The 23,545-nt window shown below is 75.7% G+C and carries 27 protein-coding genes; 11 read left to right on the top strand and 16 right to left on the bottom strand.

The genetic code is table 11. The features are described 5' to 3' along the window. Positions 1-57 precede the first annotated feature (57 nt). A complete protein-coding gene (locus FHN55_RS11260) occupies positions 58-648 on the top strand; it encodes a DUF1360 domain-containing protein (RefSeq protein WP_218974577.1) in 591 nt (196 codons plus the stop codon). A 2-nt stretch (positions 649-650) separates the two neighbouring features. Here FHN55_RS11260 and FHN55_RS11255 read toward each other — a convergent pair whose 3' ends face one another. The 7 genes from FHN55_RS11255 to FHN55_RS11225 form a co-directional block, all read right to left on the bottom strand. After that, a complete protein-coding gene (locus tag FHN55_RS11255) occupies positions 651-1,097 on the bottom strand; it encodes a hypothetical protein (protein ID WP_139712409.1) in 447 nt (148 codons plus the stop codon). Beyond that, the gene (locus FHN55_RS11250) at positions 1,094-2,245 is read right to left on the bottom strand and encodes an SDR family oxidoreductase (RefSeq protein ID WP_257570880.1); all 1,152 of its coding nucleotides are present in this window, start codon (positions 2,243-2,245) and stop codon (positions 1,094-1,096) included. The genes FHN55_RS11255 and FHN55_RS11250 overlap by 4 nt, the downstream gene beginning before the upstream one ends. A gap of 37 nt (positions 2,246-2,282) precedes the next feature. Continuing rightward, positions 2,283-4,460 (bottom strand): glutamine synthetase III, encoded by a 2,178-nt coding sequence (locus FHN55_RS11245; protein WP_139712408.1) that lies wholly within the window; start codon positions 4,458-4,460, stop codon positions 2,283-2,285. 146 nt (positions 4,461-4,606) lie between these two features. Further along, the gene (locus tag FHN55_RS11240; RefSeq protein WP_139712407.1) at positions 4,607-5,143 is read right to left on the bottom strand and encodes a dihydrofolate reductase family protein; all 537 of its coding nucleotides are present in this window, start codon (positions 5,141-5,143) and stop codon (positions 4,607-4,609) included. A 60-nt stretch (positions 5,144-5,203) separates the two neighbouring features. Further along, positions 5,204-5,785 carry an O-methyltransferase gene (locus tag FHN55_RS11235; RefSeq protein WP_139712406.1) on the bottom strand — a complete coding sequence of 194 codons (582 nt, stop codon included), beginning with the start codon at positions 5,783-5,785 and terminating at the stop codon, positions 5,204-5,206. 24 nt (positions 5,786-5,809) lie between these two features. Continuing rightward, the gene (locus FHN55_RS11230) at positions 5,810-6,283 is read right to left on the bottom strand and encodes a heme-binding protein (RefSeq protein WP_139712405.1); all 474 of its coding nucleotides are present in this window, start codon (positions 6,281-6,283) and stop codon (positions 5,810-5,812) included. Then, on the bottom strand, positions 6,280-6,696 hold the full coding sequence (locus tag FHN55_RS11225) for a DUF4406 domain-containing protein (RefSeq protein WP_373995725.1): 417 nt from the start codon (positions 6,694-6,696) through the stop codon (positions 6,280-6,282). Before FHN55_RS11225 ends, FHN55_RS11230 begins: the two co-directional genes overlap by 4 nt. A 53-nt stretch (positions 6,697-6,749) precedes the next feature. Between FHN55_RS11225 and FHN55_RS11220 the strand changes: the two genes are divergently transcribed. Next, positions 6,750-7,505, top strand: a complete 756-nt coding sequence (locus FHN55_RS11220; protein ID WP_139712404.1) for a DeoR/GlpR family DNA-binding transcription regulator — start codon at positions 6,750-6,752, stop codon at positions 7,503-7,505. On the opposite strand, the gene FHN55_RS11215 is transcribed toward FHN55_RS11220, so the two are convergent. Beyond that, positions 7,485-8,342, bottom strand: coding sequence for an alpha/beta fold hydrolase (locus FHN55_RS11215; RefSeq protein WP_180357783.1), 858 nt, complete (start codon positions 8,340-8,342; stop codon positions 7,485-7,487). The genes FHN55_RS11220 and FHN55_RS11215 overlap by 21 nt on opposite strands. Positions 8,343-8,418: 76 nt before the next feature. Between FHN55_RS11215 and yidD the strand changes: the two genes are divergently transcribed. The 5 genes from yidD to FHN55_RS11190 all read left to right on the top strand — a co-directional run bounded on the left by yidD (position 8,419) and on the right by FHN55_RS11190 (position 12,856). Beyond that, positions 8,419-8,730 carry a membrane protein insertion efficiency factor YidD gene (gene yidD, locus FHN55_RS11210; protein WP_139712402.1) on the top strand — a complete coding sequence of 104 codons (312 nt, stop codon included), beginning with the start codon at positions 8,419-8,421 and terminating at the stop codon, positions 8,728-8,730. Between the two features lie 65 nt (positions 8,731-8,795). Continuing rightward, entirely contained in the window at positions 8,796-10,172 is a 1,377-nt protein-coding gene (locus tag FHN55_RS11205) for a cytochrome P450 (protein ID WP_139712401.1), read from the top strand. A gap of 42 nt (positions 10,173-10,214) precedes the next feature. After that, entirely contained in the window at positions 10,215-11,099 is an 885-nt protein-coding gene (locus tag FHN55_RS11200) for a serine hydrolase (protein WP_139712400.1), read from the top strand. A gap of 90 nt (positions 11,100-11,189) precedes the next feature. Continuing rightward, the gene (locus FHN55_RS11195; protein ID WP_218974576.1) at positions 11,190-12,323 is read left to right on the top strand and encodes an SDR family oxidoreductase; all 1,134 of its coding nucleotides are present in this window, start codon (positions 11,190-11,192) and stop codon (positions 12,321-12,323) included. Positions 12,324-12,535: 212 nt separating this feature from the next. Next, a complete protein-coding gene (locus FHN55_RS11190) occupies positions 12,536-12,856 on the top strand; it encodes a hypothetical protein (protein WP_139712399.1) in 321 nt (106 codons plus the stop codon). Between the two features lie 27 nt (positions 12,857-12,883). On the opposite strand, the gene FHN55_RS11185 is transcribed toward FHN55_RS11190, so the two are convergent. Both FHN55_RS11185 and FHN55_RS11180 read right to left on the bottom strand, forming a co-directional pair. Continuing rightward, entirely contained in the window at positions 12,884-13,753 is an 870-nt protein-coding gene (locus tag FHN55_RS11185) for a PHP domain-containing protein (protein WP_218974575.1), read from the bottom strand. 20 nt (positions 13,754-13,773) lie between these two features. Next, a complete protein-coding gene (locus FHN55_RS11180; protein WP_139712398.1) occupies positions 13,774-14,313 on the bottom strand; it encodes an ATP-binding protein in 540 nt (179 codons plus the stop codon). Between the two features lie 56 nt (positions 14,314-14,369). Between FHN55_RS11180 and FHN55_RS11175 the strand changes: the two genes are divergently transcribed. Further along, positions 14,370-15,113: a phosphotransferase enzyme family protein gene (locus tag FHN55_RS11175; RefSeq protein ID WP_139712397.1), complete on the top strand. Its 744-nt coding sequence runs from the start codon at positions 14,370-14,372 to the stop codon at positions 15,111-15,113. Positions 15,114-15,277: 164 nt separating this feature from the next. Here FHN55_RS11175 and FHN55_RS11170 read toward each other — a convergent pair whose 3' ends face one another. Beyond that, a complete protein-coding gene (locus tag FHN55_RS11170) occupies positions 15,278-15,934 on the bottom strand; it encodes a CG0192-related protein (RefSeq protein ID WP_139712396.1) in 657 nt (218 codons plus the stop codon). A gap of 39 nt (positions 15,935-15,973) precedes the next feature. Here FHN55_RS11170 and FHN55_RS11165 point away from each other — a divergent pair, with 39 nt between their 5' ends. Beyond that, positions 15,974-16,825 carry an endo alpha-1,4 polygalactosaminidase gene (locus FHN55_RS11165; RefSeq protein ID WP_139712395.1) on the top strand — a complete coding sequence of 284 codons (852 nt, stop codon included), beginning with the start codon at positions 15,974-15,976 and terminating at the stop codon, positions 16,823-16,825. A 43-nt stretch (positions 16,826-16,868) separates the two neighbouring features. Here FHN55_RS11165 and FHN55_RS11160 read toward each other — a convergent pair whose 3' ends face one another. Both FHN55_RS11160 and FHN55_RS11155 read right to left on the bottom strand, forming a co-directional pair. After that, complete coding sequence (locus FHN55_RS11160; RefSeq protein WP_139712394.1) at positions 16,869-17,495, bottom strand: TetR/AcrR family transcriptional regulator; 627 nt, start codon at positions 17,493-17,495, stop codon at positions 16,869-16,871. Between the two features lie 10 nt (positions 17,496-17,505). Then, positions 17,506-18,540: an agmatine/peptidylarginine deiminase gene (locus FHN55_RS11155; RefSeq protein WP_373995724.1), complete on the bottom strand. Its 1,035-nt coding sequence runs from the start codon at positions 18,538-18,540 to the stop codon at positions 17,506-17,508. Between the two features lie 116 nt (positions 18,541-18,656). Here FHN55_RS11155 and FHN55_RS11150 point away from each other — a divergent pair, with 116 nt between their 5' ends. Both FHN55_RS11150 and FHN55_RS22685 read left to right on the top strand, forming a co-directional pair. After that, positions 18,657-20,396 carry an amidase gene (locus FHN55_RS11150; protein WP_139712393.1) on the top strand — a complete coding sequence of 580 codons (1,740 nt, stop codon included), beginning with the start codon at positions 18,657-18,659 and terminating at the stop codon, positions 20,394-20,396. Between the two features lie 14 nt (positions 20,397-20,410). Then, a complete protein-coding gene (locus tag FHN55_RS22685; protein WP_180357782.1) occupies positions 20,411-20,926 on the top strand; it encodes a mismatch-specific DNA-glycosylase in 516 nt (171 codons plus the stop codon). Positions 20,927-20,949: 23 nt separating this feature from the next. On the opposite strand, the gene FHN55_RS11140 is transcribed toward FHN55_RS22685, so the two are convergent. The 3 genes from FHN55_RS11140 to FHN55_RS11130 all read right to left on the bottom strand — a co-directional run bounded on the left by FHN55_RS11140 (position 20,950) and on the right by FHN55_RS11130 (position 23,513). Further along, positions 20,950-21,552, bottom strand: a complete 603-nt coding sequence (locus tag FHN55_RS11140) for a hypothetical protein (protein ID WP_139712391.1) — start codon at positions 21,550-21,552, stop codon at positions 20,950-20,952. A gap of 67 nt (positions 21,553-21,619) precedes the next feature. Continuing rightward, positions 21,620-22,933: an MFS transporter gene (locus FHN55_RS11135; protein WP_139712390.1), complete on the bottom strand. Its 1,314-nt coding sequence runs from the start codon at positions 22,931-22,933 to the stop codon at positions 21,620-21,622. A 136-nt stretch (positions 22,934-23,069) separates the two neighbouring features. Then, a complete protein-coding gene (locus tag FHN55_RS11130) occupies positions 23,070-23,513 on the bottom strand; it encodes a GNAT family N-acetyltransferase (RefSeq protein WP_257570879.1) in 444 nt (147 codons plus the stop codon). Positions 23,514-23,545 lie beyond the last annotated feature (32 nt).

Raw genomic sequence — 23,545 nt, 5'->3', positions numbered from 1 at the left:
AGGCACCAGGACGTGCTGCGCGCGATCGTCTCGGGCGCGACGGGGTAGGGGTCGGTCGTGGAGCACCAGGACGACGTCGACGGCCGCCTCGCGCAGGCGGCCCACACCCACAGCGGACCGCTCGCCGGAGCGGCGCGCTGGTGGCTGCGGACCCGCCGCGAGTACGAGGAGCTGGGCACCGACCCCGAGCAGCGCGACGAGCGCCCGCTCACCGGCTACGCGCTGCTCATGAGCGGCTACCTCCTCAGCACGGTCACCGCCGCCGGTCTGCTGGCCAGGCGGCGCCGCGACGCGGCGCTCCCGAGCGCGGGTGACCTCGCGCTGATGTCGGTGGCGGTCTTCCGGACCACCCGCACCCTGTCCAAGGACGCCGTGCTCTCACCCCTGAGGGCGCCGTTCACGGTCTTCTCCGAGCCGGCGGGGCCGGGCGAGGTGCTGGAGCAGCCGCGCAGCGGCGCGGTGAAGCACGCCGTCGGCGAGCTCATCACGTGCCCGTTCTGCCTGGGGCAGTGGGTGGCGACGGCGGCGGTGGTCTCCTACGCCGCGGCGCCGCGCGCCACGCGCTGGGTGGCCACCGGCATGACGGTGGTGGCTGCCGCCGACGCGCTCCAGTACGCCTACGCCGCGCTGGAGAAGACCGAGGGCTGACCTCAGAGGGCGGGTGCCCCTGGCAGCAGCGGGTGCACGGCGCGGGCGAGCCGCTCGCGCCGCGACGCCGGCTCGCCGCTGACCAGGGGCACCCGGCGGGCCGCCCGGGCGGTGGCCGTGCCCCAGGTCAGCGCGACGAGGGCGTCCAGGAGCGCCAGCCGCGCCCGGGGCCGGTCGCCCGCGGCCAGCGCCAGGGACGTGACGGCGTGGACGACGTCGACCCAGGCGCCGTCGGCGAGCGTCGCCCTGCCCGGCGCGCGTCCGGAGAAGGCCGCCTGCGCCAGGTGCCGGGCCCCCAGGACGCGCACGACGGCGCGCGAGCGCGGGTCCGGCTCGGCCTCGCCGACCAGGCGGAGCACGGGCCCGGGGGCCACGAGCAGCGCGGTGCCCCAGGTGGCCCGGGCGCCCTGCAGCAGCTCCCCGGCGGGGTGCGTGCGCGGTGCGCTCACCGCCCCAGCCACCGCTGGACGCGGGCGGCGGGGGTGCCGCGCCGGCGCCTGACGGACGCTGAGGCGGCGGCCGCTGCGGTGACGGCCCCGAGGGCGAGCGCGGCGGTGCCGACCACGTCGACGGCGTGCCGGCGCTGCTGCAGCCACACCTGCGGGCTCCAGCTCCACGACTGGTCGTCGAACTCGCCGCGCGCCCCGGCGTCCCCGGGGACGGGGGCGTCCAGGTAGTCGCCCCGCATGGTGGACCGGGGCTGGTCGGTGAGCTGCCCGTCCACACCGGTCCGCGCCAGGTACCTGTCGACGAACCACGGGGCGACCCAGCTGCCGAGGATCGTGTAGACGGTCGACTCGCCCACCCACGTCCGGCGGCGCGGGTGGTCGACCACCTCGGCCACCACCTTGGCGCAGGCCTCCGGCTGCCAGATCGGGGCCACCGGCTGGGGGTGCTTCGGCTCGGTGGTCCGCACCCACCCGAACTGCGTGGTGTTCATGCCCGGCATGTGGACCATCGACACCTGCACGCGGCTGCCCTCGTGGCGCAGCTCGGTGATGACCGACTCGGTGAAGCCGACGACGGCGTGCTTGGCGCCGCAGTAGGCCGCCTGCAGGGGGATGCCGCGGAAGGCCAGCGCCGAGCCGATCTGGACCACGTGGCCGCGGTCGCGGGGGCGCATCCGCTCCAGTGCGGCGCGGGTGCCGTGCACCTGGCCGAAGTAGGTGACGGCGGTGGCGCGCTCGAAGTCGTCGGGGTCGGTGTCGGAGAAGGGGGCGAAGACGCTCGCCATGGCGTTGTTGACCCAGACCTCGACGGGGCCCAGCTCGGCCTCCACGCGGGTGGCTGCGGCCTCGACCTGCTCGCGGTGCGCGACGTCGCACACCAGCCCGAGCCCGCGTCGTCCTGCTCCGGCGACGTCGGCCACGGCACCGGCCAGGCCGTCGCGCCCGCGCGCGAGCACCGCGACGTCCCAGCCGCGCGCGGCGAGCTCCCGCACCACGGCGCGGCCGATTCCCGCCGAGCCGCCGGTGACCACCGCCACGCCGCGCTCGGACGGCGGTGCGGACAGGTCGGACGCGGCGGTCTCGGCGAGCTCGACGGGGACTGCGCCGGGTGCGGGTGCGGGTGCGGGTGCGGGGGTGTGGGTGCTCACACCCGCCAGCCTGCGGGTGCGAGCACCGGTCCGCCCGTCAGAGGATGAAGAGCATCTCCTGGTAGGTCGGCAGCGGCCACAGGTCGTCGGCCACCACGGTCTCCAGCTCGTCGGCGGCGGCGCGGACCGCCGCCATCGCCGGCAGGAGGGTGTCCCGCGAGTACAGGGCGTGACCGGCCGATCCGCCGTCGGGGTGGTGCGCCACCGCGGTGCGCAGCTCGGCGACGGCGGAGCGCAGCGCCGCCAGCGGCTCCGACACCGCCGTGAGCAGTGAGGTGTCCGCCTCCACGCCGGCGGCCTTGAGCGCGGCCACGTTCTGGGCCAGCTCGGTCTGGTAGCGCACGGCCGCCGGGAGGACCAGCGTCGAGCCGATCTCCAGGGACAGCTTCGCCTCGACCCCCACGGAGAGCGCGTACTGCTCCAGGGCCACCTCGAAGCGGCTGTGCGACTCCTGCTCGGACAGCACGCCGTACTTGGAGAAGAGCTCCAGCGCCTCGGGCGTGATGAGCTCCGGCAGCGCGTCGAGCGTCGTCTTGAGGTTCTTCAGGCCGCGGGCAGCGGCCTCCACCTGCCACTCGTCGGAGTAGCCGTCGCCGTTGAAGATCACAGCGCCGTGGTCGGAGACGATCTGCTCCAGCACCTTCTGCACCGCGGTGTTGAAGTCCTCACCGCCGGCCAGCTTGGCCTCCAGCTCGGTGGCCACGTGGTCGAGCGACTCGGCGACGATCGTGTTGATGGTGATCATCGGCGGGGCGATCGACTGCAGGGAGCCAGGCGCGCGGAACTCGAAGCGGTTGCCGGTGAAGGCGAAGGGGCTGGTCCGGTTGCGGTCGCCCGGGTCGGTCGGCAGCACCGGCAGGGTGTCGACGCCGATCATCAGGGTGCCCTTCTCCTTGGAGGAGGTGGCACCGCCCTTGGCGACCTGGTCGAAGACGTCCGCCAGCTGGTCCCCGAGGAAGATCGAGATGATGGCCGGCGGGGCCTCGTTGGCGCCCAGGCGGTGGTCGTTGGTGGAGGAGGCCACCGACGCGCGCAGCAGGCCGCCGTGCAGGTGCACCGCGCGGATGACGGCGGCGCAGAACACGAGGAACTGGGCGTTGTCGTGCGGGGTGTCGCCCGGGAGCAGCAGGTTGCCGACGCTGCCGCCGCCGAAGGAGAAGTTCACGTGCTTGCCGGAGCCGTTGACGCCGGCGAAGGGCTTCTCGTGGAAGAGCACTTCCATGCCGTGGCGCTGGGCCACCTTGCGCATGGTGACCATCAGCAGCTGCTGGTGGTCAGCAGCGAGGTTGGCCTGCTCGAACATCGGGGCGATCTCGAACTGCCCGGGTGCGACCTCGTTGTGACGGGTCTTGGCGGGGATGCCCAGCTTGAACAGCTCGCGCTCGGCGTCGAGCATGAACGCCAGGACGCGGTCGGGGATGGACCCGAAGTAGTGGTCGTCGAACTCCTGGCCCTTGGGGGGCTTGGCGCCGAAGAGGGTGCGGCCGCAGTTCAGCAGGTCCGGGCGGGACAGCGAGAAGCTGCGGTCGATCAGGAAGTACTCCTGCTCGGGACCGGCGAAGCTGACGATGTTGCCGGGCTCGATGTGGCCGAACAGGGCCAGCACGCGCTTGGCCTGGTCGGCCATGGCGCGCTGGGAGCGCAGCAGCGGGGCCTTGAGGTCGAGCGCCTCGCCGGTGAAGGAGACGAAGACCGTGGGGATGCAGAGCGTGTTGCCGTTGGCGTTCTCGAGGATGTAGGCCGGGCTGGTGATGTCCCAGGCGGTGTAGCCGCGAGCCTCGTAGGTGGAGCGCAGGCCGCCGTTGGGGAAGCTGGACGCGTCGGGCTCGCCCTGCACCAGGGTCTTGCCGGCGAACTCCGCGATCGAGGAGCCCACGCCGTCCGGCTCCAGGAAGCTGTCGTGCTTCTCGGCCGAGCGGTTGGTCAGCGGGTAGAAGACGTGGGCGTAGTGCGTGGCGCCCCGGTCCATCGCCCAGTCCTTCATGGCCGAGGCCACGGCGTCGGCGACGCTCGGGTCGAGCTTGGCGCCGGACTCGATGGTGGCCATCACCGAGCGGAACACGGCCTTGGGCAGGCGGGCCTGCATGACGTCGCGGGAGAAGACGTTCTGCCCGAAGATCTCACCGGGAGCCTCGTGCGCGGCGAACGACGGCGCCGGCGGCACGTAGGACTTGACGGCGTTGATGGCGTCCAGGCGGGCGGCGCTGCCGCTCATGCGTTCTCCTCGAGGTGGGCGCGGCCCCGCTGGTCGGAGCCGCTGTCAAGCGCGACCGAGACCGTAGGCGCCCCGCGTCTCGGCGGTGTTTCGCGAGCGTTCCGGTCGTGGGTCGTTCCTGTGACGCGTCCGCGCGCCGCGCGCCCTCAGCCGGCCAGGACGCGGTAGTCGAGGACGAGGTGCCCGCTGGGGGAGGCCTCGCTGCGCACCAGCTCCAGGCGGACCGTCGCGACGCCGTCCAGCAGCCGCGCGCCGCTGCCCGCCACCGCCGGCGCCACCACGAGCCTCAGGACGTCGACGACGCCTGCCGCCAGCAGCGCCCGCGCCAGGGTGGTGCTGGCGTGCACGCCGATGTCGCCCCCGTCGGTCTCCTTCAGGGTGCGCACGAAGGCGACCGGATCGCCCTCGACGGCCGAGGCGCCGGACCACGCCGGCTCGAGGGGTGAGGACGTGACCACGTGCTTGGTCACGCCGTTGATGAAGGTCGCGAAGGGCTCGAGGTCGCTGGTGGGCCAGTACGGCGCCCACTCGTCGTACGAGCGGCGGCCCAGCAGCACGGCGTCCTGGGAGGAGATGACGTCGGCGAGGTTCGCGTCGAGGACGTCGTCCCAGTCGAAGAAGCGGTCAGGGGACTCCGCGACCCCGTCGAGCGACAGCAGCTGGTAGATGACGACACGGCGCACGGCTCGACCCTCCCGCAGCTCGACCGGGCGCACCAGCCTCCCCGCCTCCGGGGCGGCGGGTCAGGCGGGGCGGCGCGTGCTGAGGATGTGGCCGGTGCCCGCGGCGAGCTCGGCGCTCACCAGGTCCGGGTGGCCCAGCAGGGTCTCGCGCACGGCCGTCACGGCGGCGCGGTCCTCGGGGGAGTGGTAGCGCGCCAGGTCCATGTCGTCCACGACGAGCACGCCGCCCGGGGCGACGGCGGCGATCGTGAGGTCCAGCCCCGTCCACTTCCCGCCCAGCGCGTCGGCGAACACCAGGTCGAACGCGCCGAGCCCGGGCAGCAGCGCCACCGCGTCCCCGTGCAGCACCGTCACGGGCAGGTCCGTGCCGCGCACGAGGTCGGCCAGCTCCTCGTCCAGCTCGACGGTGACCACCTCCACGTCGTCCCGGCCCGCGAGCCCGGCGACGATCCACGCCGTCCCCACCCCGACGCCCGTGCCCAGCTCCAGCACCCGGCCACCGGGCCGCACCGCGGCGGCGAGCACCGCGAGCAGGGGCCCGGTGGGGGTGGCGCAGGACTGGGAGAAGGAGCGCCCGACGGAGCGGCGCTCCGCCTCGAGGACCACGTCGGGGGCGGGAGCGGGGACGGCGGGGGTCGTCACCCGCGCGACGCTAGCGGCTGGCGATCACGTCCGGCGTGCGAGGAAGCGGCGCACCGCCTCCGCGGAGACCGCGTGGTCGACCACGTCGGGCTCGCCCGAGGTGGTCAGCGTGCCGACCACCTGGCCCGCCACGCGCAGCGGCACCGAGCCGCCGTGCGCCTTCAACTGGTCGTGGTCGACGTCGTCGCGCTGGTCGAAGGGGGTCCCGGCCTCCTCGTGGCGCCGGCGCACCAGCAGGGACGGCTCTCCGAAGCGGTGCACCACCCGCGCCTTGCCCGCCAGCCAGTGCTCGTTGCCGGAGTCCGTGGTGCCGGTCTTCGCCAGGAACACCGTCTGGCCGTGCAGCTCCACCCGCACCGCGAGGTTCGCCCGGCGCTCGCGGACCACCTCCAGCGCGAGCACGCCCAGGTCGACGGCGTCGTCCTGGGAGAACGACTCCAGGTCGAGCACGGGCTGCGCCGCGACGTCGGCGGCGGTGAAGACGGGCAGGTCGCTCATCCGGCCATGGTGGACCCCCGCACCGGGAGCTCGTCGACGTGGTGGTAGACGGGCAGCCCGCGCTCGCGGACGATGGCGACGTCCTGGTCGGCGCCCCGGGAGGCACCCGGCAGGCGGAGCACCGCGTCGCAGTGCTGCAGCAGCCGCTCCGCGGTCGGGTAGAGGACCTGCTCGGCGAGCGGGTCGAAGACCGTGGAGCCGGCGGATCGCAGCACGGGCAGCGCCACCCTCTCTCCGATCACCGGCACGTGCCCGGCGGCGAAGACGGGCCAGGCGGCCTCCTCGAGGCGCTCGAGGTTGGCGGCCATGAGCGCGGGGTCGTCGCCCGTGCCGGAGCGGTAGGGACCGGCGATGAGGACCATCATCGGCCGAGGGGGTGCGGGGGTGCCGGGGGTGGCGGCGTCTGCGCTCATGCCGGTACCGTACACAAACATGCAGAAACGTGAAAGAACACTGAGGAGCACGCGTGCTGGCTGCTGAGCGGAAGGACCTCCTCCTGGCGCGCCTGGCCGCCGACGGCAAGGTCGTGGCCAAGGACGTCGCCGCTGAGCTCGGCCTCTCGGAGGACAGCGTCCGGCGAGACCTGCGCGAGCTGGCCGCGGCCGGGCTCTGCCAGCGCGTGTACGGCGGAGCCCTGCCCGTCTCGCCGGCGACGGCCGACTACGCGACGCGCACCGCGGTCTCCGTGGCCAGCAAGCAGCGGGTGGCGGCGCGGGCGGTCGAGCTGGTCGCACCCGGCAGCACGGTGCTCCTGGACGGGGGGACGACGACGCTGGCGCTCGCGCGGGCGCTCCCGCCCGGGCTCGCCTGCACGGTGGTCACGCACAGCCCGACGGTGGCCGCAGCCCTGGTCGACCACCCCAGCGCAGAGGTCTTCGTCCTGGGTGGGCGGTTGTTCAAGCACTCCGCCGTGACGTGCGGCGCCGCCGCCGTCGAGGCCGCCCAGGCGGTCTCGGCCGACCTGTTCTTCCTCGGCGTCACCGGGGTGCACCCCGCGGTGGGGCTCACCACCGGCGATCCCGAGGAGGCGGCCATGAAGCGCGCCCTGGCCGATCGCGCCGCCGAGACCTACGTGCTGGCCAGCGTCGAGAAGATCGGGGCCGCCTCGCCGTTCCAGGTGCTCCCGCTGGAGCGGGTGGCGGGCGTGATCACCGACGCGTCGCCCGGCGAGGTCCTGGAGGAGCTCCGGGCGGGGGGCGTCTCAGTGCTCAGCGCCACCTGAGGCGCCGGCGGCGACGTGGTCCAGCACGGCCTCCACCACGGCGCCCGGCTCCTGCTCGGGGACCCAGTGCCCGGTGTCCAGCGTGCGCCGCTCGAAGGGCCCGTCCACGCGGTCGGAGGTGCCGAGCACGGAGGCGGGCGCGTAGAAGGGGTCGCGCCAGCCGTGCAGGTAGGTGACGGGGACCGTGACCCGCCCGACGGGCCGGCCGGCGAGGGGCAGGGCCCGGTACCAGCCGATGCCCGCCGCCAGCCGCCCGTCCCGCACGCCGCCGTGCACCGCGCGCTCGGCGTAGCGCCGGGCGAGGTGCTCGGGCAGCTCCGAGCGCACCAGCAGCCGCTCCAGGGCGCCCGGCCGGGACAGCACCAGCTCGGGCAGCAGCGGCACCTGGAACGCCGCCACGTACCAGGACCGCAGCCCCTGGGTCGAGCGCCGGACCGCCGCGTCCATGGCCGCCGGGTGCGCCTGGGAGAGGGCCGTCAGCGAGGCCACCCGGTCGGGGTGCCAGGCGGCGAGCGCCCAGGCCACCACCCCGCCCCAGTCGTGCCCCACCACGTGCGCGCGCTGGGCCCCCGCCGCGTCGAGGAGGGCGACGGCGTCGGCCACGAGCTCGGTGAGCGCGTACGCGCGCCGTCCTCGTGGACGGGCGCCGGGGGAGTACCCGCGCTGGTCGGGCGCCAGCACGCGCACGCCGCGCCCGGCCAGGCGGTGAGCGACGTCGTCGAAGGCCGAGCGGTCCTGCGGGAAGCCGTGCAGGCACAGGACGGTCGGCGCGCCGGGGAGGTCGGGGCCGACGTCGGTGACGTCGAAGTGCAGTCCGGCCCGGGTGAAGCTCTCCACCCCTCGAGGCTGGCACGCCGGTGCGCGGTTGCAAGGTCGACGCGTGTGATCCGCGGAGCGGGAGCAGCATCGTCGGATGGAGCAGCGCAGGAGCCGTCCCACCCCAGCAGCGCGCGCCGTGGACCGGGCCATCGCCTGGTACCAGGTGCGGCTGTCACCGCGGAAGGGGTACGCGTGCGCCCACCGGCTCGCCCACGGGGGCGACTCGTGCTCCGGCGCGGTGCGCCGCACCGTGGCCGAGCGCGGCGTCTCGCGGTCGGTGCTGCCCGTGGTGCTCCGGTTCGCGGCCTGCTACCAGGCGGTGGCGCTGCTCAGCGCGCAGCAGCGGGTGCAGGGGGTGTGCTGCTGCGGGCCGATCCCCATCCCCTTCGGCTTCGGCCGGCCCTGAGCGGGCGGCCGGAGGGCACCACGATCGTCTCGCGGGCGGGGTCCGGCGGGCACACCGTGGGGGAGGTGACACCCAGCGAGCACCCCACACGACCCGGCCGGCGCGGACGCGTCCCGACCGCCTCCCTGCTGGACGCCGCGCGTCTGGCGGGTGGCGTGCTGCTGCCCGTCGCCGCCCGCGGGGCCATCGCGCGGCGTCCCCGTGCGGTCGCGGTGGCAGCCCGGCTGGACCTCGACTCCCGCGCGGTGCGGACCGTGCGCCGCCTGCGCGAGCGCCACGGCCCCGACCCGGTGCACGTGCGCCTGCTGGGCAGGTCCTTCGTCGTCCCCGTGGAGCCCGGCGACGTCCGCCGCGTCCTCGAGGGCGCCCCGGAACCCTTCTCGCCGGCGTCTCCGGAGAAGCGCGGCGCCCTGGCGCACTTCCAGCCGCGCGGGGTGCTCATCAGCTCCCCGGCGCAGCGGCGGGAGCGGCGCCCCTTCAACGAGTCCGTGCTCGACGCGGGCCAGCCGCTGCACCACCTCGCCGGTCCCTTCGCGGCGGTGGTCGCGCAGGAGGCGGCGCAGCTGGCCGACGAGGCGCGGTCCGCCGGTGCGCTGACCTGGCCGCTGCTCTCGCGCACCTGGTGGCGGGCCGTGCGCCGGGTGACCCTCGGCGAGTCCGCGCGCGACGACGAGCAGGTCACCGACGACCTCCTCGCCCTGCGCCGGCGCGCCAACTGGTCGGGTCTGGCGCCCGTGGACCACCGCCGCCGCGAGCGGTTCCTGGGCCGGGTGCGGGAGTACGTGGAGGCCGCCGAGCCGGGCAGTCTCGCGGCGCTCGTGGCCGGCACGCCCGCGGGACCCGGCGTGGTGCCCCACGAGCAGGTGCCGCAGTGGCTGTTCGCCTTCGACGCCGCCGCCTGGGCCTCGTCACGGGCGCTGGAGCTCCTGGCCGCCCACCCCGACGTCGCCCGCCGCGTGCGCGAGGAGGCGCCGCCGCCGTCGGTGGACCCGGCTGCGCCCGTCGCGCGGCGGCCGGTGCTGCGGTCGGTGGTCCTGGAGTCGCTGCGCCTGTGGCCCACCACGCCCGCCGTCCTGCGCCAGACCACGACGACGACGAGCTGGCGCACCGGCGACCTGCCCGAGCGCACGGGCGTCCTCGTCTTCGCCCCCTTCTTCCACCGCGACGAGTCCCGACTGCCGCAGGCCCACCGCCTGGCCCCGGAGCTGTGGCTCGACGCCGACGGCCAGGAGGACCCGCGCGGCGCCGTCGACTGGCCGCTGGTCCCGTTCAGCGCGGGCCCGGGGATGTGTCCCGGACGGGGCGTGGTGCTGCTGACCACGAGCACGCTGCTCGCCGCCCTCGCCCACCAGGCGTGGCGGCCCGCGGTGCCGCGCCTGCGGGCCGACCGGCCGCTGCCGGGCACCCTGGACCCGTTCGCGCTGCGGCTGCTGCCCGGCTGAGCCGGGCTCACCGGCCGACCGGCCGACTGGCAGGGTGGCGGCGTGGGCCGTGCCGAGACCGTGCTGGCCCGCGTCGTCGACGTCGTCACCGAGCAGGGGTTCGCCGCGCATGCCGTGCACGTGCTGGTCGGGGACGACGCCGCGGTCCACCGCTGGAGCGAGGACGTCCCCCGCGACGTCCACTCGGTGGCCAAGGGCGTGTGCGTGCTCGCCGCCGGCGCTGCCGGCGACGAGGGGCTGTTCGACGTCGACGCGCCGGTCGCCCGCTACCTGCCGGACCTCGCGACCGGCGACGGCGTCGGGCGCGTGACGACGCGCCACCTGCTCGGCATGGTCAGCGGCATCGACGCGCCGTGGTCGCCGACGTGGACCACCGACGTCCCCGACGTGGCCGCCGCCTTCCTCGCCGGCCCCTCCCGCGGGCGGGTGTTCCAGTACGCGCCCGCCAGCACGTACACGGCCGCGCGCGCCCTGGCCGCCGTGGTCGGCGACGTGCACGCCTGGACGGCGTCACGGCTCTTCGAGCCGCTCGGCATCGACGCCCCGGTCTGGGACCGCTGCCCCCTCGGCCACGTCAGGGCCGCCGAGGGCCTCCACCTGCGCAGCGGCGAGCTGGCCCGCCTCGGGCGGCTGCTGCGCGACCGCGGCGCCTGGCGCGGGCGGCAGCTGGTCTCGCCGCGGTGGGTCGACGCGATGCACGCGGACTGGACCGTCCGCGACGGTGCCGGTCCGGGGTACACCCACCACGCGCTCGCCGGCTGGGGCGGGCCCGGCGGGGCGTGGCGCCTGCACGGCGCCCACGGCCAGGTGCTGCTGTTCCTCGGCGACGCCGTGGTGACCGTCGTCGCCGACGACCACGCCGGCGCCGACCCGCTGCTGCGACGCCTGGTGGAGCTGGTGGAGCTGGTCGAGCTGGTCGAGCGCTGACCCCGGCCTCCAGGGAGCACCCCCAGCGCGCGGGACGACCGGGCGAGCGCGCCGGGGAACAGGAGGGGACCGGGCGCGGCTGCACCCGGGGTGAACAGCACGCCCCGCCCGCTGGCCGTCGCCCTCCCCGACCGCGCGCCCACTCCGGTGCGCACCGCTCCCGAGGGGGCCCACGCCCTCGTCGTCGGCGCCAGCGGCATCACCGGGTCCGCACTGGTGCGCCAGCTCGCCGGTGCGGGCTGGCGGGTCACCGGTCTGTCGCGGTCGCCGGTGCCCGGCTCGCCCGCCGAGCACGTGGCCGCGGACCTGCGCTCGCTGGACTCGCTGCGGGAGGGACTGGGAGACCTCGGCCCGACGCACGTCTTCATCGCGGCCTGGTCGCGGCAGGAGACCGAGGCGGAGAACATCCGCGTCAACGCCGGCATGGTCCGCGACCTGCTCGCCGTCCTGGGACCGCAGGGCACGCTCCGGCACGTGGCGCTGGTGACCGGGCTGAAGCACTACCTCGGCCCCTTCGAGTCCTACGGCCAGGGCGACCTGCCCGACACCCCGTTCCTGGAAGACGCCGAGCGCCTCCCGGTCGACAACTTCTACTACGCCCAGGAGGACGAGCTCTTCGCCGCGGCGTCCTCCCACGGCTTCACCTGGAGCGTGCACCGCTCCCACACGGTCATCGGCCACGCGGTCGGCAACGCCATGAACATGGCCTCGACGCTGGCCGCCTACGCCGGTGTGCAGCGCCACCTCGGGCGTCCCTTCACCTTCCCCGGGTCGCTGGCCCAGTGGGACGGCGTCGTGGACCTGACCGACGCGGACCTCCTCGCCGACCACCAGCTGTGGGCGGCGACGACGCCCGCGGCGGCGGACACCGCCTTCAACGTGGTCGACGGAGACCTGGTGCGCTGGCGCCGGCTCTGGCCGCGGCTGGCCGAGCACCTGGGCGTCGAGCCGCAGGGCCCGTCGGAGGAGCCCCAGCCCCTGGAGCAGCAGATGGCCGGCGCGGGCCCGGTGTGGGCCCGGCTCGTGGCCGAGCACGGCCTGGTCGAGCCCGACCTCGCGCGGGTGGCCTCCTGGTGGCACACCGACGCCGACCTGGGCCGGGAGGTGGAGGTCTTCGCCGACATGACGCGCAGCCGCCTGCTCGGGTGGACCGGCTACGTCAGCACGGAGCGGGCGCTGCTGGCGCTGGTGGACCGCTACCGCGCCGAGCACCTCGTCCCCTAGGACCGCACCGCCCCCCCGGTGACCTCGGTCAGTCCCGGAACCGACCGAGGTCACCTGCGGTGCAGCGGCGGCGAGGCGCGGTGGAGCGGTGCAGCACCAGAGCAGCTGGTGCGTGGGGTTCTGCCCGAGGTGCGCCGCGACGAGAATGACGCGTCCCGCGCGGTGAGCCCTCGGGGTGCGGGGGCCACCGGCGCACGAGTGAGGAGGCCCGCGTGTCGTACGACGTCCTGCTGTTCCTGGCCCCCGACGAGCCCGAGGGTTGGCCAGGCGCTGTCGAGGCCCAGCTCGCCGCGCTGGAGGAGCACCCCGCTGAGCCGGGGCTCGTGCTCGACGACTGCATCGAGCGCATCGCCGCGGCCCTGCCCGACAGCACCTGGGCGGGGCCGCCGCGCAGCGACACCACCGAGACCTCGGCGCTGCTGACCTTCGTCCCGGAGGCCGCGGCCTCGGTGCGGGACGTCGTCCTGGAGCTGGCTGCCAGCCTGCGCCCCTTCGTCGCCCACGACCTGCAGGTCGACGACTTCCTCGTCTGATCCGGCCTCGGGCGCGTGCGCGAGCCCTCAGGAGCGCCCCGACAGCGCGGTGGGATCGGCGGTCGGTCGGAACCCGGCGGCCCGGACCGCGTCGGCGACCTCCCGCCAGCGCACCGCCAGGTCCTCGGGCCGGTGCGCGTCGCTGCCGAACGAGACCGCCTGCCCGCCGGCCTCCCGCCACCACCGCACCACGACCAGCTCCAGCGGGCGCGAGGTGTTGACCTCCAGCGCCCGGCCGGAGCCCGAGAGCACGGACAGGACGTGGCGCACGCGCTCCTCCAGCTCGCCCCAGGGCAGCGGGCCGGCGTCGGCGGGCCAGTAGCGCAGCGGGTAGTCGAGGTGCCCGAGCAGCTCGAACGGCGCGTCGCTGGCCGCCATCTCCGCGGCCTCGTCGAGGTAGGCGAGGACCGTGCCGAGCGCGCCCCGCTGCGCCACGGCGCCGCGCATCTCCACCACCTCACCGGGGTGGTCGAGGTCGGCGAGCGCGTGCAGCGACCCGACCACCCGCTCGAAGCCCCAGCGCACCACCTCGGCCGAGGCCGCGGGGTGGCGGTGCCCCTCGCTGAGCTCGACGCCCCAGCGGATCCGCAGGTCGGGGAACAGGTGCCGGCACCGCTCGACCTCCTCGAGGTACGCCTGCACCTCCAGCGGCTCGGACATGAACCGCCCGTGCTCGTCGGTGCGGCCCCGGACCGTCCCCCTCCACGCCCAGCCGCCCGGCGGGGCCTGCCAGGCGCCCACGTCAAGGTGCTCGGTGAAGGAGACCGCCGGCAGTCCCAGCTGGACGGCCCGCGCGCAGGTCGCCTCCATGTCGCCGGCCCCCGCGTCCCAGGAGAACTGCGAGTGCACGTGGTCGTCGGCCGGCCAGGCGCCGTCCGTCGCAGCGCTGTCCGTCACACCGCTGATCGTCCCAGCGCTCAGGGCCCGGAGACCACCAGCGACGGCCACCGCGCCGTCGCCCACGCCTCCCACGACGCGCACCCCTGCGGCAGCGGCCGCGCCGGGGCCCCGCCGGCCAGCTCCGCCTCGTCCGGCGGCTCGAAGCGCAGCCGCCACTCGTCGAGGTCGGCGCGGGTCATGGCGAACGTCGAGCTGCCCACGGTGCCCGCCCGCCCCTGCACGCGCCGCCACTGCTCCTCGGCGCCGACCGGCAGGTAGACCGACCGGCAGCCCGCACCGGCACCGGCGGCGAGGTGGTGCAGCGCGGCGCGCTCGTCGCGGCTCCACAGCCCGAAGTCGAGGACGACGTCGACGCCGAGGCGCAGCAGCTGCAGCGCCGTGGTGACGAACCGCCCCTCGAGCACGTCGCGCATGCCGCCGGCGTCGTTGTCGTCGAACAGCGGGATCATCCACTCGTCGGGGGTGAGGCGCAGCGCGCGGTGCTGCTCGGCCAGCGCCCTCGCCGTCGTCGTCTTCCCCGCGCCGGGCAGCCCGACCATGAGGTGCAGCGTCGCCACGGGGCCATCGTCGCCCGGAGCGCCGGCGGTGGGGGTGGCGGTGCAGGATGCCGGGCGTGGGGTGGGAGGCGCTGGCGGACTGGGGCGACGACGTCGAGCTGCTCGACCCGCTGACCGGGGGAGCGGCCAACCAGGTCAGGAGCGTGCGCGTGGGGGGCCGCCCGGCGGTGGCCCGCCTGGGCACCCGGTCCGACGCCGACCTGGCGTGGGAGACCGCACTGGTGCAGCACCTCGACCGCCAGCTCCGGCCCCTGGGCGTCGTCGTCCCCGTGCCGCTGCCCACCAGCGACGGGAGGCTGTTCACCCGCGGGCTGGTGGTGATGGCGCGCGTCGACGGCGAGCCGCCGCAGACGGAGGCCGACTGGCGCCGCGTGGCAGCCGCCGTGCGGCAGGTCCACGGGGCCACGAGCGGCTGGCCGCAGCGCCCCGGCTGGCGCGCCTCCACCGACCTGCTGCACGAGGAGCGGGGCACCAGGGTCGACCTCACCGCGATGCCGCCCGAGGGCGTCGCGCGCTGCCGCGCCGCGTGGGCGCGTCTGGCCGGTCGGCCGAGCTGCGTCGTCCACGGGGACCTCAACCCGGGCAACGTCCGCCTCACCGCGGGCGGGGTCGGGCTCATCGACTGGGACGAGTCCCGGGTGGACATCCCCGAGCTGGACCTGGCGCTGCCGCACGACGCCGCCGACCTCGGACCGGCCGCCTACGACGTGGCCGCGCAGGCGTCCGCGGCCTGGGAGGCGGCCGTCTGCTGGGACGACGACCACTCCCGCCGGCGCCTCGCCGAGGTGCGCCCGGTCTGAGCGGTCTGGCCGGTCTGACTGGGCACTGAGGGCGGCGGTGCCCGCCGCGGCGTGACGCCGGAGCGTCCTCAGCACGTCGCGAGCGGGCACCACCCGGGATGGCTCGTCCCGCCTGCAGCCTCCCGCAGACGAGCTCCTCGCCGCGCCAGCCGAAGGGGTGAGGGTCAGCCCACCGCGACGGTCTCGAGCACCGCGAGCAGCACGGGCTCGTCCTGTCCGGGCCAGGTCCCGGTGAGCACGGGGTCGTCCGCCGCGGCGCCCGCGGTCGTCGTCGTGCTCAGCACGTGGAGCACGACGAGCGCAGCGCCGTCGCCCTCGATCCGCGACGTGGTGCCCTCGACGGCGACCCGCGGGCCGGCCCAGGAGGCGGTCGGCGCGGTGGGTGCCGAGCCGCTGCCGCGCACGCGCGCGGAGGCGGGCTGCGGTTCCAGGCCGTCCGCGGTGGCGAGGAACAGGTCCGCCTCGCGGCCGCCGGTGGCGACGGCCGCGGCCAGCACGGCGGCGTAGACCGGGTCGTGGCGGGCGTCGTAGACCCAGCGGTCACCGAGGGTGGTGTGGGTCATCGTCGTGACGAGCGAGGACTCCGCGCCGTCGTGCGGTGCTCCGCGGTAGGTCAGCGGCACGTGGAGCACCTGCCCGTCGGCGGTGGCCAGCACGTGGGTCTCCACGCCGACCTCGCCGTCGGGGTCGTCGAACCGGTACGAGCCGAGCCTGGTGAGCTCGGAGGTGTCGGCGCCGGCGGCCCAGGACTGCGTGGGCACCCACGCGGCCAGCAGCTCGGCCTTGGTCGGGACGATCGTCGCGGCGTGGTGGACGGCCATGCCGGCAGCATCCCAGCCACCGCTCGCTAGCGTGGCCGGGTGCTCGTCAGCCGTGCCGCTGCCGGTGCCGCCGCCTGCGCCGGCGTCGTCGCGCTGGTGCTGGCGGGGTGCTCGGCCGGCGGGCCCGAGCCGGCCCCGCACACCTGGTCACCGCCGCCGACCGGCGCGGCGTTCGACTACCAGCTGGGTGGTGCCTACGAGCCGGCTGCGGGCGTGACCGTGGTGGCGCGCGACAGGACCGCGCAGCCCGCGGGCCTGGGCTACGACATCTGCTACGTCAACGGGTTCCAGACCCAGCCGGCGGAGTCGGGGGCGTTCGCCGCCGCTCACCCGGACCTCGTGGTGCAGACCGACGACGGGCCGCTGGCCGACCCGGGCTGGCCCGACGAGCTGCTCCTCGACACCTCCACCGCGGCGAAGCGGTCAGCGCTGCTCGACGTGGTGGGCCCGTGGATCCGCGGGTGCGCCGCGTCCGGGTTCGACGCGGTGGAGGTGGACAACCTCGACAGCTGGACCCGCTCGCAGGGCCACCTGACGGCTGACGACAACGCCGCACTCGCCGTCGAGTACGCCCGGGTCGCCCACGGCGCGGGGCTGGCGGTCGCGCAGAAGAACACCGCCGAGCTCGCAGGTCGGCTGCGGGCGGCGGGGTACGACTTCGCCGTGGCCGAGTCCTGCGAGGTCTACGACGAGTGCACCGCCTACACCGACCAGTACCCGGTGGTGCTCGACGTCGAGTACACCGACGAGCTCGGCGCCGACGGCTTCGCCGAGGCCTGCTCCCGCGGTGGCAGCAGCAGCCGCCTGGTGCGCGTGCTGCGGGACCACGACCTGCTCACCCCCGACGACGAGGGCCACGCCCACGCGGCCTGTCCGGCCTCCGCAGCCTGACGGTGCGCCTCGGCCCGGCACCGCGCAGGGCCCGGTGCAGAGCTCAGCCGCCGGCGCGCTCGCGCACCGCCTCCAGGCCGGTCAGCAGGCTGGTCAGGCCCAGCTCGAACGTCGCGCCCGAGCGGTCCCCGGGCTGCGACCGCGCGGCGCTGACGGCGCGGGACAGGCGCGGGCGGCGCTCGGCGTCGTCGTCCCACACCTGCGCGGGTGCCCCGGCGTCGAGGGCGGAGCCGAGCACGAAGCAGTCGAGCACGGCCACCACGTGCAGCGCGGCCGCGTCGTCGAAGCCGTCCTGCGCGAGCACGTCGACCAGGGCCTCGTAGCTGGCCAGCACCCCGGGGTCGCTGACGGTCTGCGCGGTGAGCAGGGGGACGACGTGCGGGTGCGCGGCCATCGCTCCGCGGTAGCCCCGAGCCCAGCGGTCGGCGAACGCGCGCCAGCCCTCGCCGTCGGTGCGCTCGGTGGGCATCCGCCCGTCGCACACCAGCCCCCGCAGACCCTCGACGACGTCGGAGCGCCCGCCCGGCACGTGGTGGTACAGCGAGGACGTGCTCACGCCGAGCGCGCGGGCGAGGCGCGGCATGGTGAAGTCGCCGTCGGCGTCCACGAGGTCGAGCGCGGCGGTGAGGATCCCGCCGCGGGAGAGCAGCGGCGAGGTCGGGCGGGCCACCTGGCGCGCCTCAGGCCGGCTGCTGCTGGGTGGTGCAGTGGATGCCGCCGCCGAACGCGAAGACGTCCCGCGCGTCGACCAGCACCACCTCCCGGCCGGGGTGGGCGGCGGCCAGCACGGCCGCCGCGGCCTCGTCGCGCTCGTCGGCGAAGGAGCACAGCACCACGGCGCCGTTGGCCACGTAGTGGTTGACGTAGGAGAAGTCGACCAGCTCGCCGTCCACCTCGGTGGTCCTCGGGGCGAGCAGCTCGGTGACCCGCAGGCGGCGCCCGCGGGCGTCGGTCGCGGTGCGCAGCAGCTCGAGCACCTCCGCGGAGACCTCGTGGTCGGGGTGGCCGGGGTCGGGCTGGGTGTGCACGAGCACCTCACCCGGCGCGGTGAACGCGGCGACGATGTCGACGTGCCCGCGGGTGCCGAACTCCCCGTAGTCGGCGGTGAGCCCGCGCGGCAGCCAGATGGCCTTCGACGTGCCCAGGTGGCCGTGCACCTCGGCCTCCACCTGCTCCCGGGTCCAGCCGGGGTTGCGGTCCGGGTCCAGCTGCACGGTGTCGGTGAGCAGCACGGTGCCCTCGCCGTCGACGTGGAAGCCGCCGCCCTCGGTCACCAGCGACGACGACGCCACCGGGACCCCGGCCAGCCCCGCCACGTGGCGCGCGACCTGCGCGTCCTGCTCCCACGCGGCCCAGCTCTGCGCGCCCCAGCCGTTGAAGGTCCAGTCCACCGCCTCGACCCCGGAGGCTCCCCGCACGAAGGTCGGCCCGGAGTCGCGCAGCCAGGAGTCGTCGAGGCCCACCTCGTCCAGCTGCACCCGCGGGTCGAGCAGCTCGCGGGCGGCGCCGACGTCGTCGGGCCGCACGAGCATGCGCACCGGCTCGAAGGCCACCACGGTGTTCGCCACCCGGCTCCAGGCGACCCGCGCGCGGTGCAGGTCGGCGCCTCCCACCTCGCCGAAGGTGGCGTTGGGCGGCGGGAAGGCCATCCAGGTGCGGGCGTGCCGCTCCCACTCGGCGGGCATCGTCGTCGTCGCTGTCTTCGTCGTCGGCACAGCTGCTCCTGCCTCTCGGCCGGGGCCCTTGCGGACGGTGCCGTCCTTGCCCCACGATGCGTGGACAGTAACCGAAAGCCTGTCGGTTAGTCAGCCCCCGCGGAGAGGTGACGCGCATGGCCCCCCAGACGCACGGTCAGGACGTCGACGTGGTCGAGGCGTCCATCGCCGACCTGCGCGCCGCCCTGGCCGACGGGCGCGCCACCGCGGTGTCGCTGGTGGAGGCGCACCTCGCCCGCATCGCCGCCTACGACGCGCCGGGCACCGCGACGGCCCTGAACGCCGTCGTCGTCCTCAACCCGGCCGCGCACGAGGAGGCGCGGGCCTCCGACGAGCGCCGGGCCAGGGGCGAGGTGCGGGGCCCCCTCGACGGCATCCCCTACACCGCCAAGGACAGCTACCTCGTGCGCGGCCTGACGGCAGCGGCGGGCAGCCCCGCCTTCGCCGACCTCGTCGCCCAGCGCGACGCCTTCACCATCGAGCGCCTGCGCGCCGCGGGCGCCATCTGCCTCGGCCTGACCAACATGCCGCCGATGGCCAACGGCGGCATGCAGCGCGGCGTCTACGGCCGCGCCGAGAGCCCCTACAGCGCCGACTGGCTCACCGCGCCGTTCGCGTCCGGCTCGTCCAACGGCTCGGGGACGGCGACCGCCGCCAGCTTCGCCGCCTTCGGCCTGGGGGAGGAGACCTGGTCCAGCGGCCGCGGCCCCGCCAGCAACAACGGGCTGGTCGCCTACACGCCCTCCCGCGGCGTCATCTCCACGCGGGGCAACTGGCCGCTGGTGCCGACCATGGACGTCGTCGTGCCCCACACCCGCTCCGTGGCGGACCTGCTGGAGGTGCTCGACGTCGTCGTCGCCGACGACCCGCAGACCCGCGGTGACCTGTGGCGCAGCCAGCCCTGGGTCCAGCTCCCCGCGGCGTCAGCGGTGCGCCCGGAGTCCTACCCGGCCCTCGCCGTCGACGACGACGCCACCGCCAGAGAGGTGCTGGGCGGCCTGCGCGTGGGCGTGCCGCGGATGTACGTGAACGCCGACCCGGACGCGGGCACGGGCACCGGCATCGGCGGCCCCACCGGCCAGCGGATCGAGACCCGCGCCAGCGTCATCGCCCTGTGGGAGGCCGCCCGCGCCGACCTCGAGGCGGCGGGCACCGAGGTGGTCGAGGTCGACTTCCCCGCGGTGACGAACTACGAGGGCGACCGCGCGGGCGCCCCCACCATCGCCACCCGCGGCCTGGTGCCCGCCGGCTTCCTGCGCCGCGAGGTGACGGACCTGGCCGCCTGGGCCTTCGAGGACTTCTTGGACGCCAACGGCGACCCGGCGCTGGACACCCTGGTCGACGTCGACGGCGCGCGGATCTTCCCCCATCCCGAGGGCGCCCTGCCGGACCGGTACACCGGCTTCGACGACGACCTGCCCACCTACCCGCAGTGGGTCCGCGACCACCCGGGCGCCTCCTACGCGGACGTCCCCGGGATCGCCGAGGGGATGCGCGGGCTGGAGGCGACGCGGAAGGCCGACCTCGAGGACTGGATGGACGCCCTCGGCCTGGCCGCCGTCGTCTTCCCCGCCGTGGCCGACGTCGGCCCGGCCACGGCGGACGTCGACGAGGCCGCCCAGGAGGCGGCCTGGCGCAACGGCGTCTGGGTGGCCAACGGCAACCTCGCGATCCGGCACCTGGGCATCCCCACCGTGACCGTGCCGATGGGCGTCGTGGAGGACACCGGGATGCCCGTGGGGCTGACGCTGGCCGGTCGGGCCTACGACGACACCCGTCTGCTGCGCCTGGCCGCCGCCTTCGAGGCGACGGGGTCGCGGCGGGTCGCTCCGCCGCGCACGCCGCCCCTGGGCTGACGCACGATGGCCGGGTGAGCGGAGCAGCACTGGCCGAGCACCTGGCACCGGGCCTGCGCGTCGTGCTCGTGGGGCCGGCCGTGACCGCGTGCGCCGCGGCCCGCGGGCACCACCACGCCGGTCCCGGGGACGACTTCTGGCGCCTGCTGCACGAGTCCGGCATCACCGCGCGCAGGTTCGCGCCCGAGGAGGACGCCGACCTGCCGAGCGCGGGGGTCGGGCTCACCGACCTCTTGCGGGACCCGTCGCGCGCGGGCGGGCGGCCCGCGCCGCACGACCTGGAGCGGTTCCGCAGCGCGGTGGAGCGGTGCGCGCCGACGTGGGTGGCCTTCCACGGCAAGGCCGCGGCCGCCTCGTACGCCCGCTTCGAGGGCCACCGCCCACCGGGCCTGGGGGAGGCGCCGTGGACCGTGGCGGGCAGCCGGGTGTTCGTGCTTCCGAGCGCCTCGGGAGCCAACCGGCGCGCCAGCTACGACGGGCGCCCGGCCCGCCTGGAGTGGTGGGCCGAGCTGGCCGCCCTCCTGCCGTGAGGACCACGTCGGGAGGCACTGGATCACCGACGTCGAGCGGCCCGCTCGGCGAGCCACGTGTCGAAGTCGGCGACGTCGCGGACGCCGTCCTCCAGCACCGCGCGGTAGACGTCAGCGCTGGTGACCGCGGAGCCGTACTCCGGCCGAGCAGCCCAGTGCTCCTTCACCGCGAGCACGGCGTCACGGGCCGGCTCGTCGAGCAGCGCCGGCAGCGTGGTGACGTGGCGCAGGTCGGGCTGGCGGTCCGGCTCGTCGACGAACCAGACGTCCAGCTTCCACTCCTCGCGGTGGGCAGGGGCGTACCGGACCTGCAGGTACACGCCGTCCGGGTAGGTGGCGGGGTCGGTGTTGAGCCGCCCCACCTCCGAGCGCACGGTCACCTCGCGCACGTCCCCGCGCTGCAGCAGCTGCCCGGCCAGACCGCTCACGACGACGACGTCGAGGCGCTCGCACACCACGGTGATGTCCACGTCGCGCCACACCATGAGCCCCAGGCGCGAACTGCCCACGCGGTGCGGCTGGCCCGCGGTGCTCAGCAGGGCGTCGAGGTCGAGCTCGTCGACCACCTCGCCGGCCTCGGCCTGCAGCGCGTCGGCGCGGTCGCGGCGGTGCTGGACGTCGTCCACGGGTTCCTCCGGGGTCTGGGCAGCCGATGAACCTACCGCGGAGACCGCGAGGTCGACCTCTCACCAGTCAGGCCGGCCCGACCGCCGGCCCCTCGCGCAGCGCTGCCGCTGGCAGCCGCTGCTCCAGCCGCAGCAGCACCACGACGCTCACCGCGTTCAGCGCGGCCAGCGCCAGCCACGGCAGGGCGCTGGTCACCGACGCCAGCGTGGTGAAGAAGGCAGGAGCGACGATCGACGCCGCGGTGAAGGAGTACTGGAAGACCGCCAGGTAGCGACCGCGCGCGCCGTCGGGAGCGGCCGCGGCGGCCAGGGCGGTCGAGGCGGGGGCGTGGAGCAGCTCGGCCGCGGTGAAGAGCAGCGTCACCGAGACCACCACGACGACGACGACCCCCAACCGTCCCGGCGCCAGCAGCGCCATCCCCGCGGCCCAGGCCGTCCACAGCCCCGCCGCCACGGCGAGCACGCGCGTCCTGCGGTACCGCGGCGTGCGCAGGCCCACGGGCGCCGACAGCACGGCGATGAGGGCGGCGTTGCCGGCCAGCACGGCCGCGGTCAGCCACGCCGGCGCCTCCAGCACGGTGAGCACGACGGTCGGCAGGGCCAGTCCCAGCATCATGCTGGTCAGCGCGTACACGGTGTTGAGCGCGGTGAGCACGGCGAACGGCCTGTCGCGCAGCAGCGCCCGGTAGCCGGTCGGCTCGTCCTCGGCCGCTGCCGGCTGGCCGGCGGTGTCCTCCGGCCGGGTGCGGTGGCGGCTGGGGACGACGACGGCGATGAGCAGGGCGGCGACGCCGAAGCAGACCGCCGAGGCGTAGGCGACCGCCACGTACGTGCCGTCGCGCCCGTCCGCGATGACGACCCCAGTGGCCAGGCCGCCGATCGCCAGCCCCGCCGTGCGGGCGCCGTTGGCCACCGAGAACCAGGTGTCCTTGGACCACGCCTGTCCGGGCCGGGCTGCCTCGTCAGCCTCGGCGTGCTCGGCGATGGCGGTGAAGACCGACGACCAGAAGACGCGCACGCCCACCGCGACGAGCGCCGAGGCGGCGAAGACCCCCACGGGCCCGTGGACGAGGGCGTACGCCGCGAAGCCCACCGCCTGCAGGAGCTGTGCAGCCACCACCAGGGGACGCGCACCGAACCTGTCGACGAGCGTGCCGACCCACACGGGCGCCGGCAGCGTGACGGCGTTCGCCAGCGTGAGCAGCAGCCCCAGCAGGGCGAGCGGGACGTCGGTGAGCTGCAGGAAGAAGACCAGCGACAGCGGCAGGAACAGGCCGTTGCCGAGGGAGTCGACCACGAGCGCCGTGACGAGGGCGGCGCCACCGCGGCTGCGGCGCGGCGCAGAGGGCTGGGAGGGCAGGGAGCTGTCAGGAGCGTTCATCGCAGGTGTCTCCAGGCATGGCGAGGCCGACGGGGTGCATCGGCCCACTCGCGGCACGTGCTGCGAGACCACTCCACCAGGGTTCGGGTGCGGGGGGCCGCAGCCGGGGTCCTGACTACAGTTGGGGCTCTGTCGATCACCCTAGGGCGCGGACGGCGTCGGCGTCGAGGGTCGGCAGGTGCACCAGGCCGGCGGCCGTGGTCCTGAACCCGCATGCGTCGAGGTAGAAGGCCGCCAGGTGCGGCTCGAAGTCCACGAACAGCCACTCGCAGCCGGCGGCTCGCGCCTCCTGGGCGGCCCGGCGCACCACGGCGGTGCCGAGCCCCCGGCGCTGGAACCGGGGGTGTGTCTTGGTGTCGATCAGGAAGGCGTGGTCGGCGCCGTCCCAGGCCACGTTGACGAACCCGACCAGCTCACCGCCCTCGTCGCGCGCCGTCACCCAGCCCAGGGAGTGCGGGCGCCGCCGGCCCCACCAACCCGGTGGGGCCCGGCCCCCGTAGGCCAGCGTGAGCGCGACGAGCTCCGCGTCCGTGACGGGTGCGCGCCAGGCGAGCTCTGCGAGCAGAGGGGGCGGGGCCACGCCCGAGGGTCTCGGCCCCGCCCCGCGGGGCG

The organism is Streptomyces sp. NP160, assembly GCF_006335115.1.
Taxonomy (GTDB): Bacteria; Actinomycetota; Actinomycetes; order Actinomycetales; family Quadrisphaeraceae; genus Quadrisphaera.
The sequence above is the reverse complement of the archived record's forward strand: the minus strand, read 5'-3'. Positions and strand labels throughout refer to the sequence as shown.

What these genes read in the sequence shown, in the direction of transcription:
- FHN55_RS11245 (WP_139712408.1), bottom strand. Translation starts at nt 4,460, where the DNA reads ATGAGCGGCAGCGCCGCCCGCCTGGACGCCATCAACGCCGTCAAGTCC.
- FHN55_RS11230 (WP_139712405.1), bottom strand. Translation starts at nt 6,283, where the DNA reads ATGAGCGACCTGCCCGTCTTCACCGCCGCCGACGTCGCGGCGCAGCCC.
- FHN55_RS11225 (WP_373995725.1), bottom strand. Translation starts at nt 6,696, where the DNA reads ATGAGCGCAGACGCCGCCACCCCCGGCACCCCCGCACCCCCTCGGCCG.
- yidD (WP_139712402.1), top strand. Translation starts at nt 8,419, where the DNA reads ATGGAGCAGCGCAGGAGCCGTCCCACCCCAGCAGCGCGCGCCGTGGAC.
- FHN55_RS11170 (WP_139712396.1), bottom strand. Translation starts at nt 15,934, where the DNA reads ATGGCCGTCCACCACGCCGCGACGATCGTCCCGACCAAGGCCGAGCTG.
- FHN55_RS11150 (WP_139712393.1), top strand. Translation starts at nt 18,657, where the DNA reads ATGGCCCCCCAGACGCACGGTCAGGACGTCGACGTGGTCGAGGCGTCC.
- FHN55_RS11135 (WP_139712390.1), bottom strand. Translation starts at nt 22,933, where the DNA reads ATGAACGCTCCTGACAGCTCCCTGCCCTCCCAGCCCTCTGCGCCGCGC.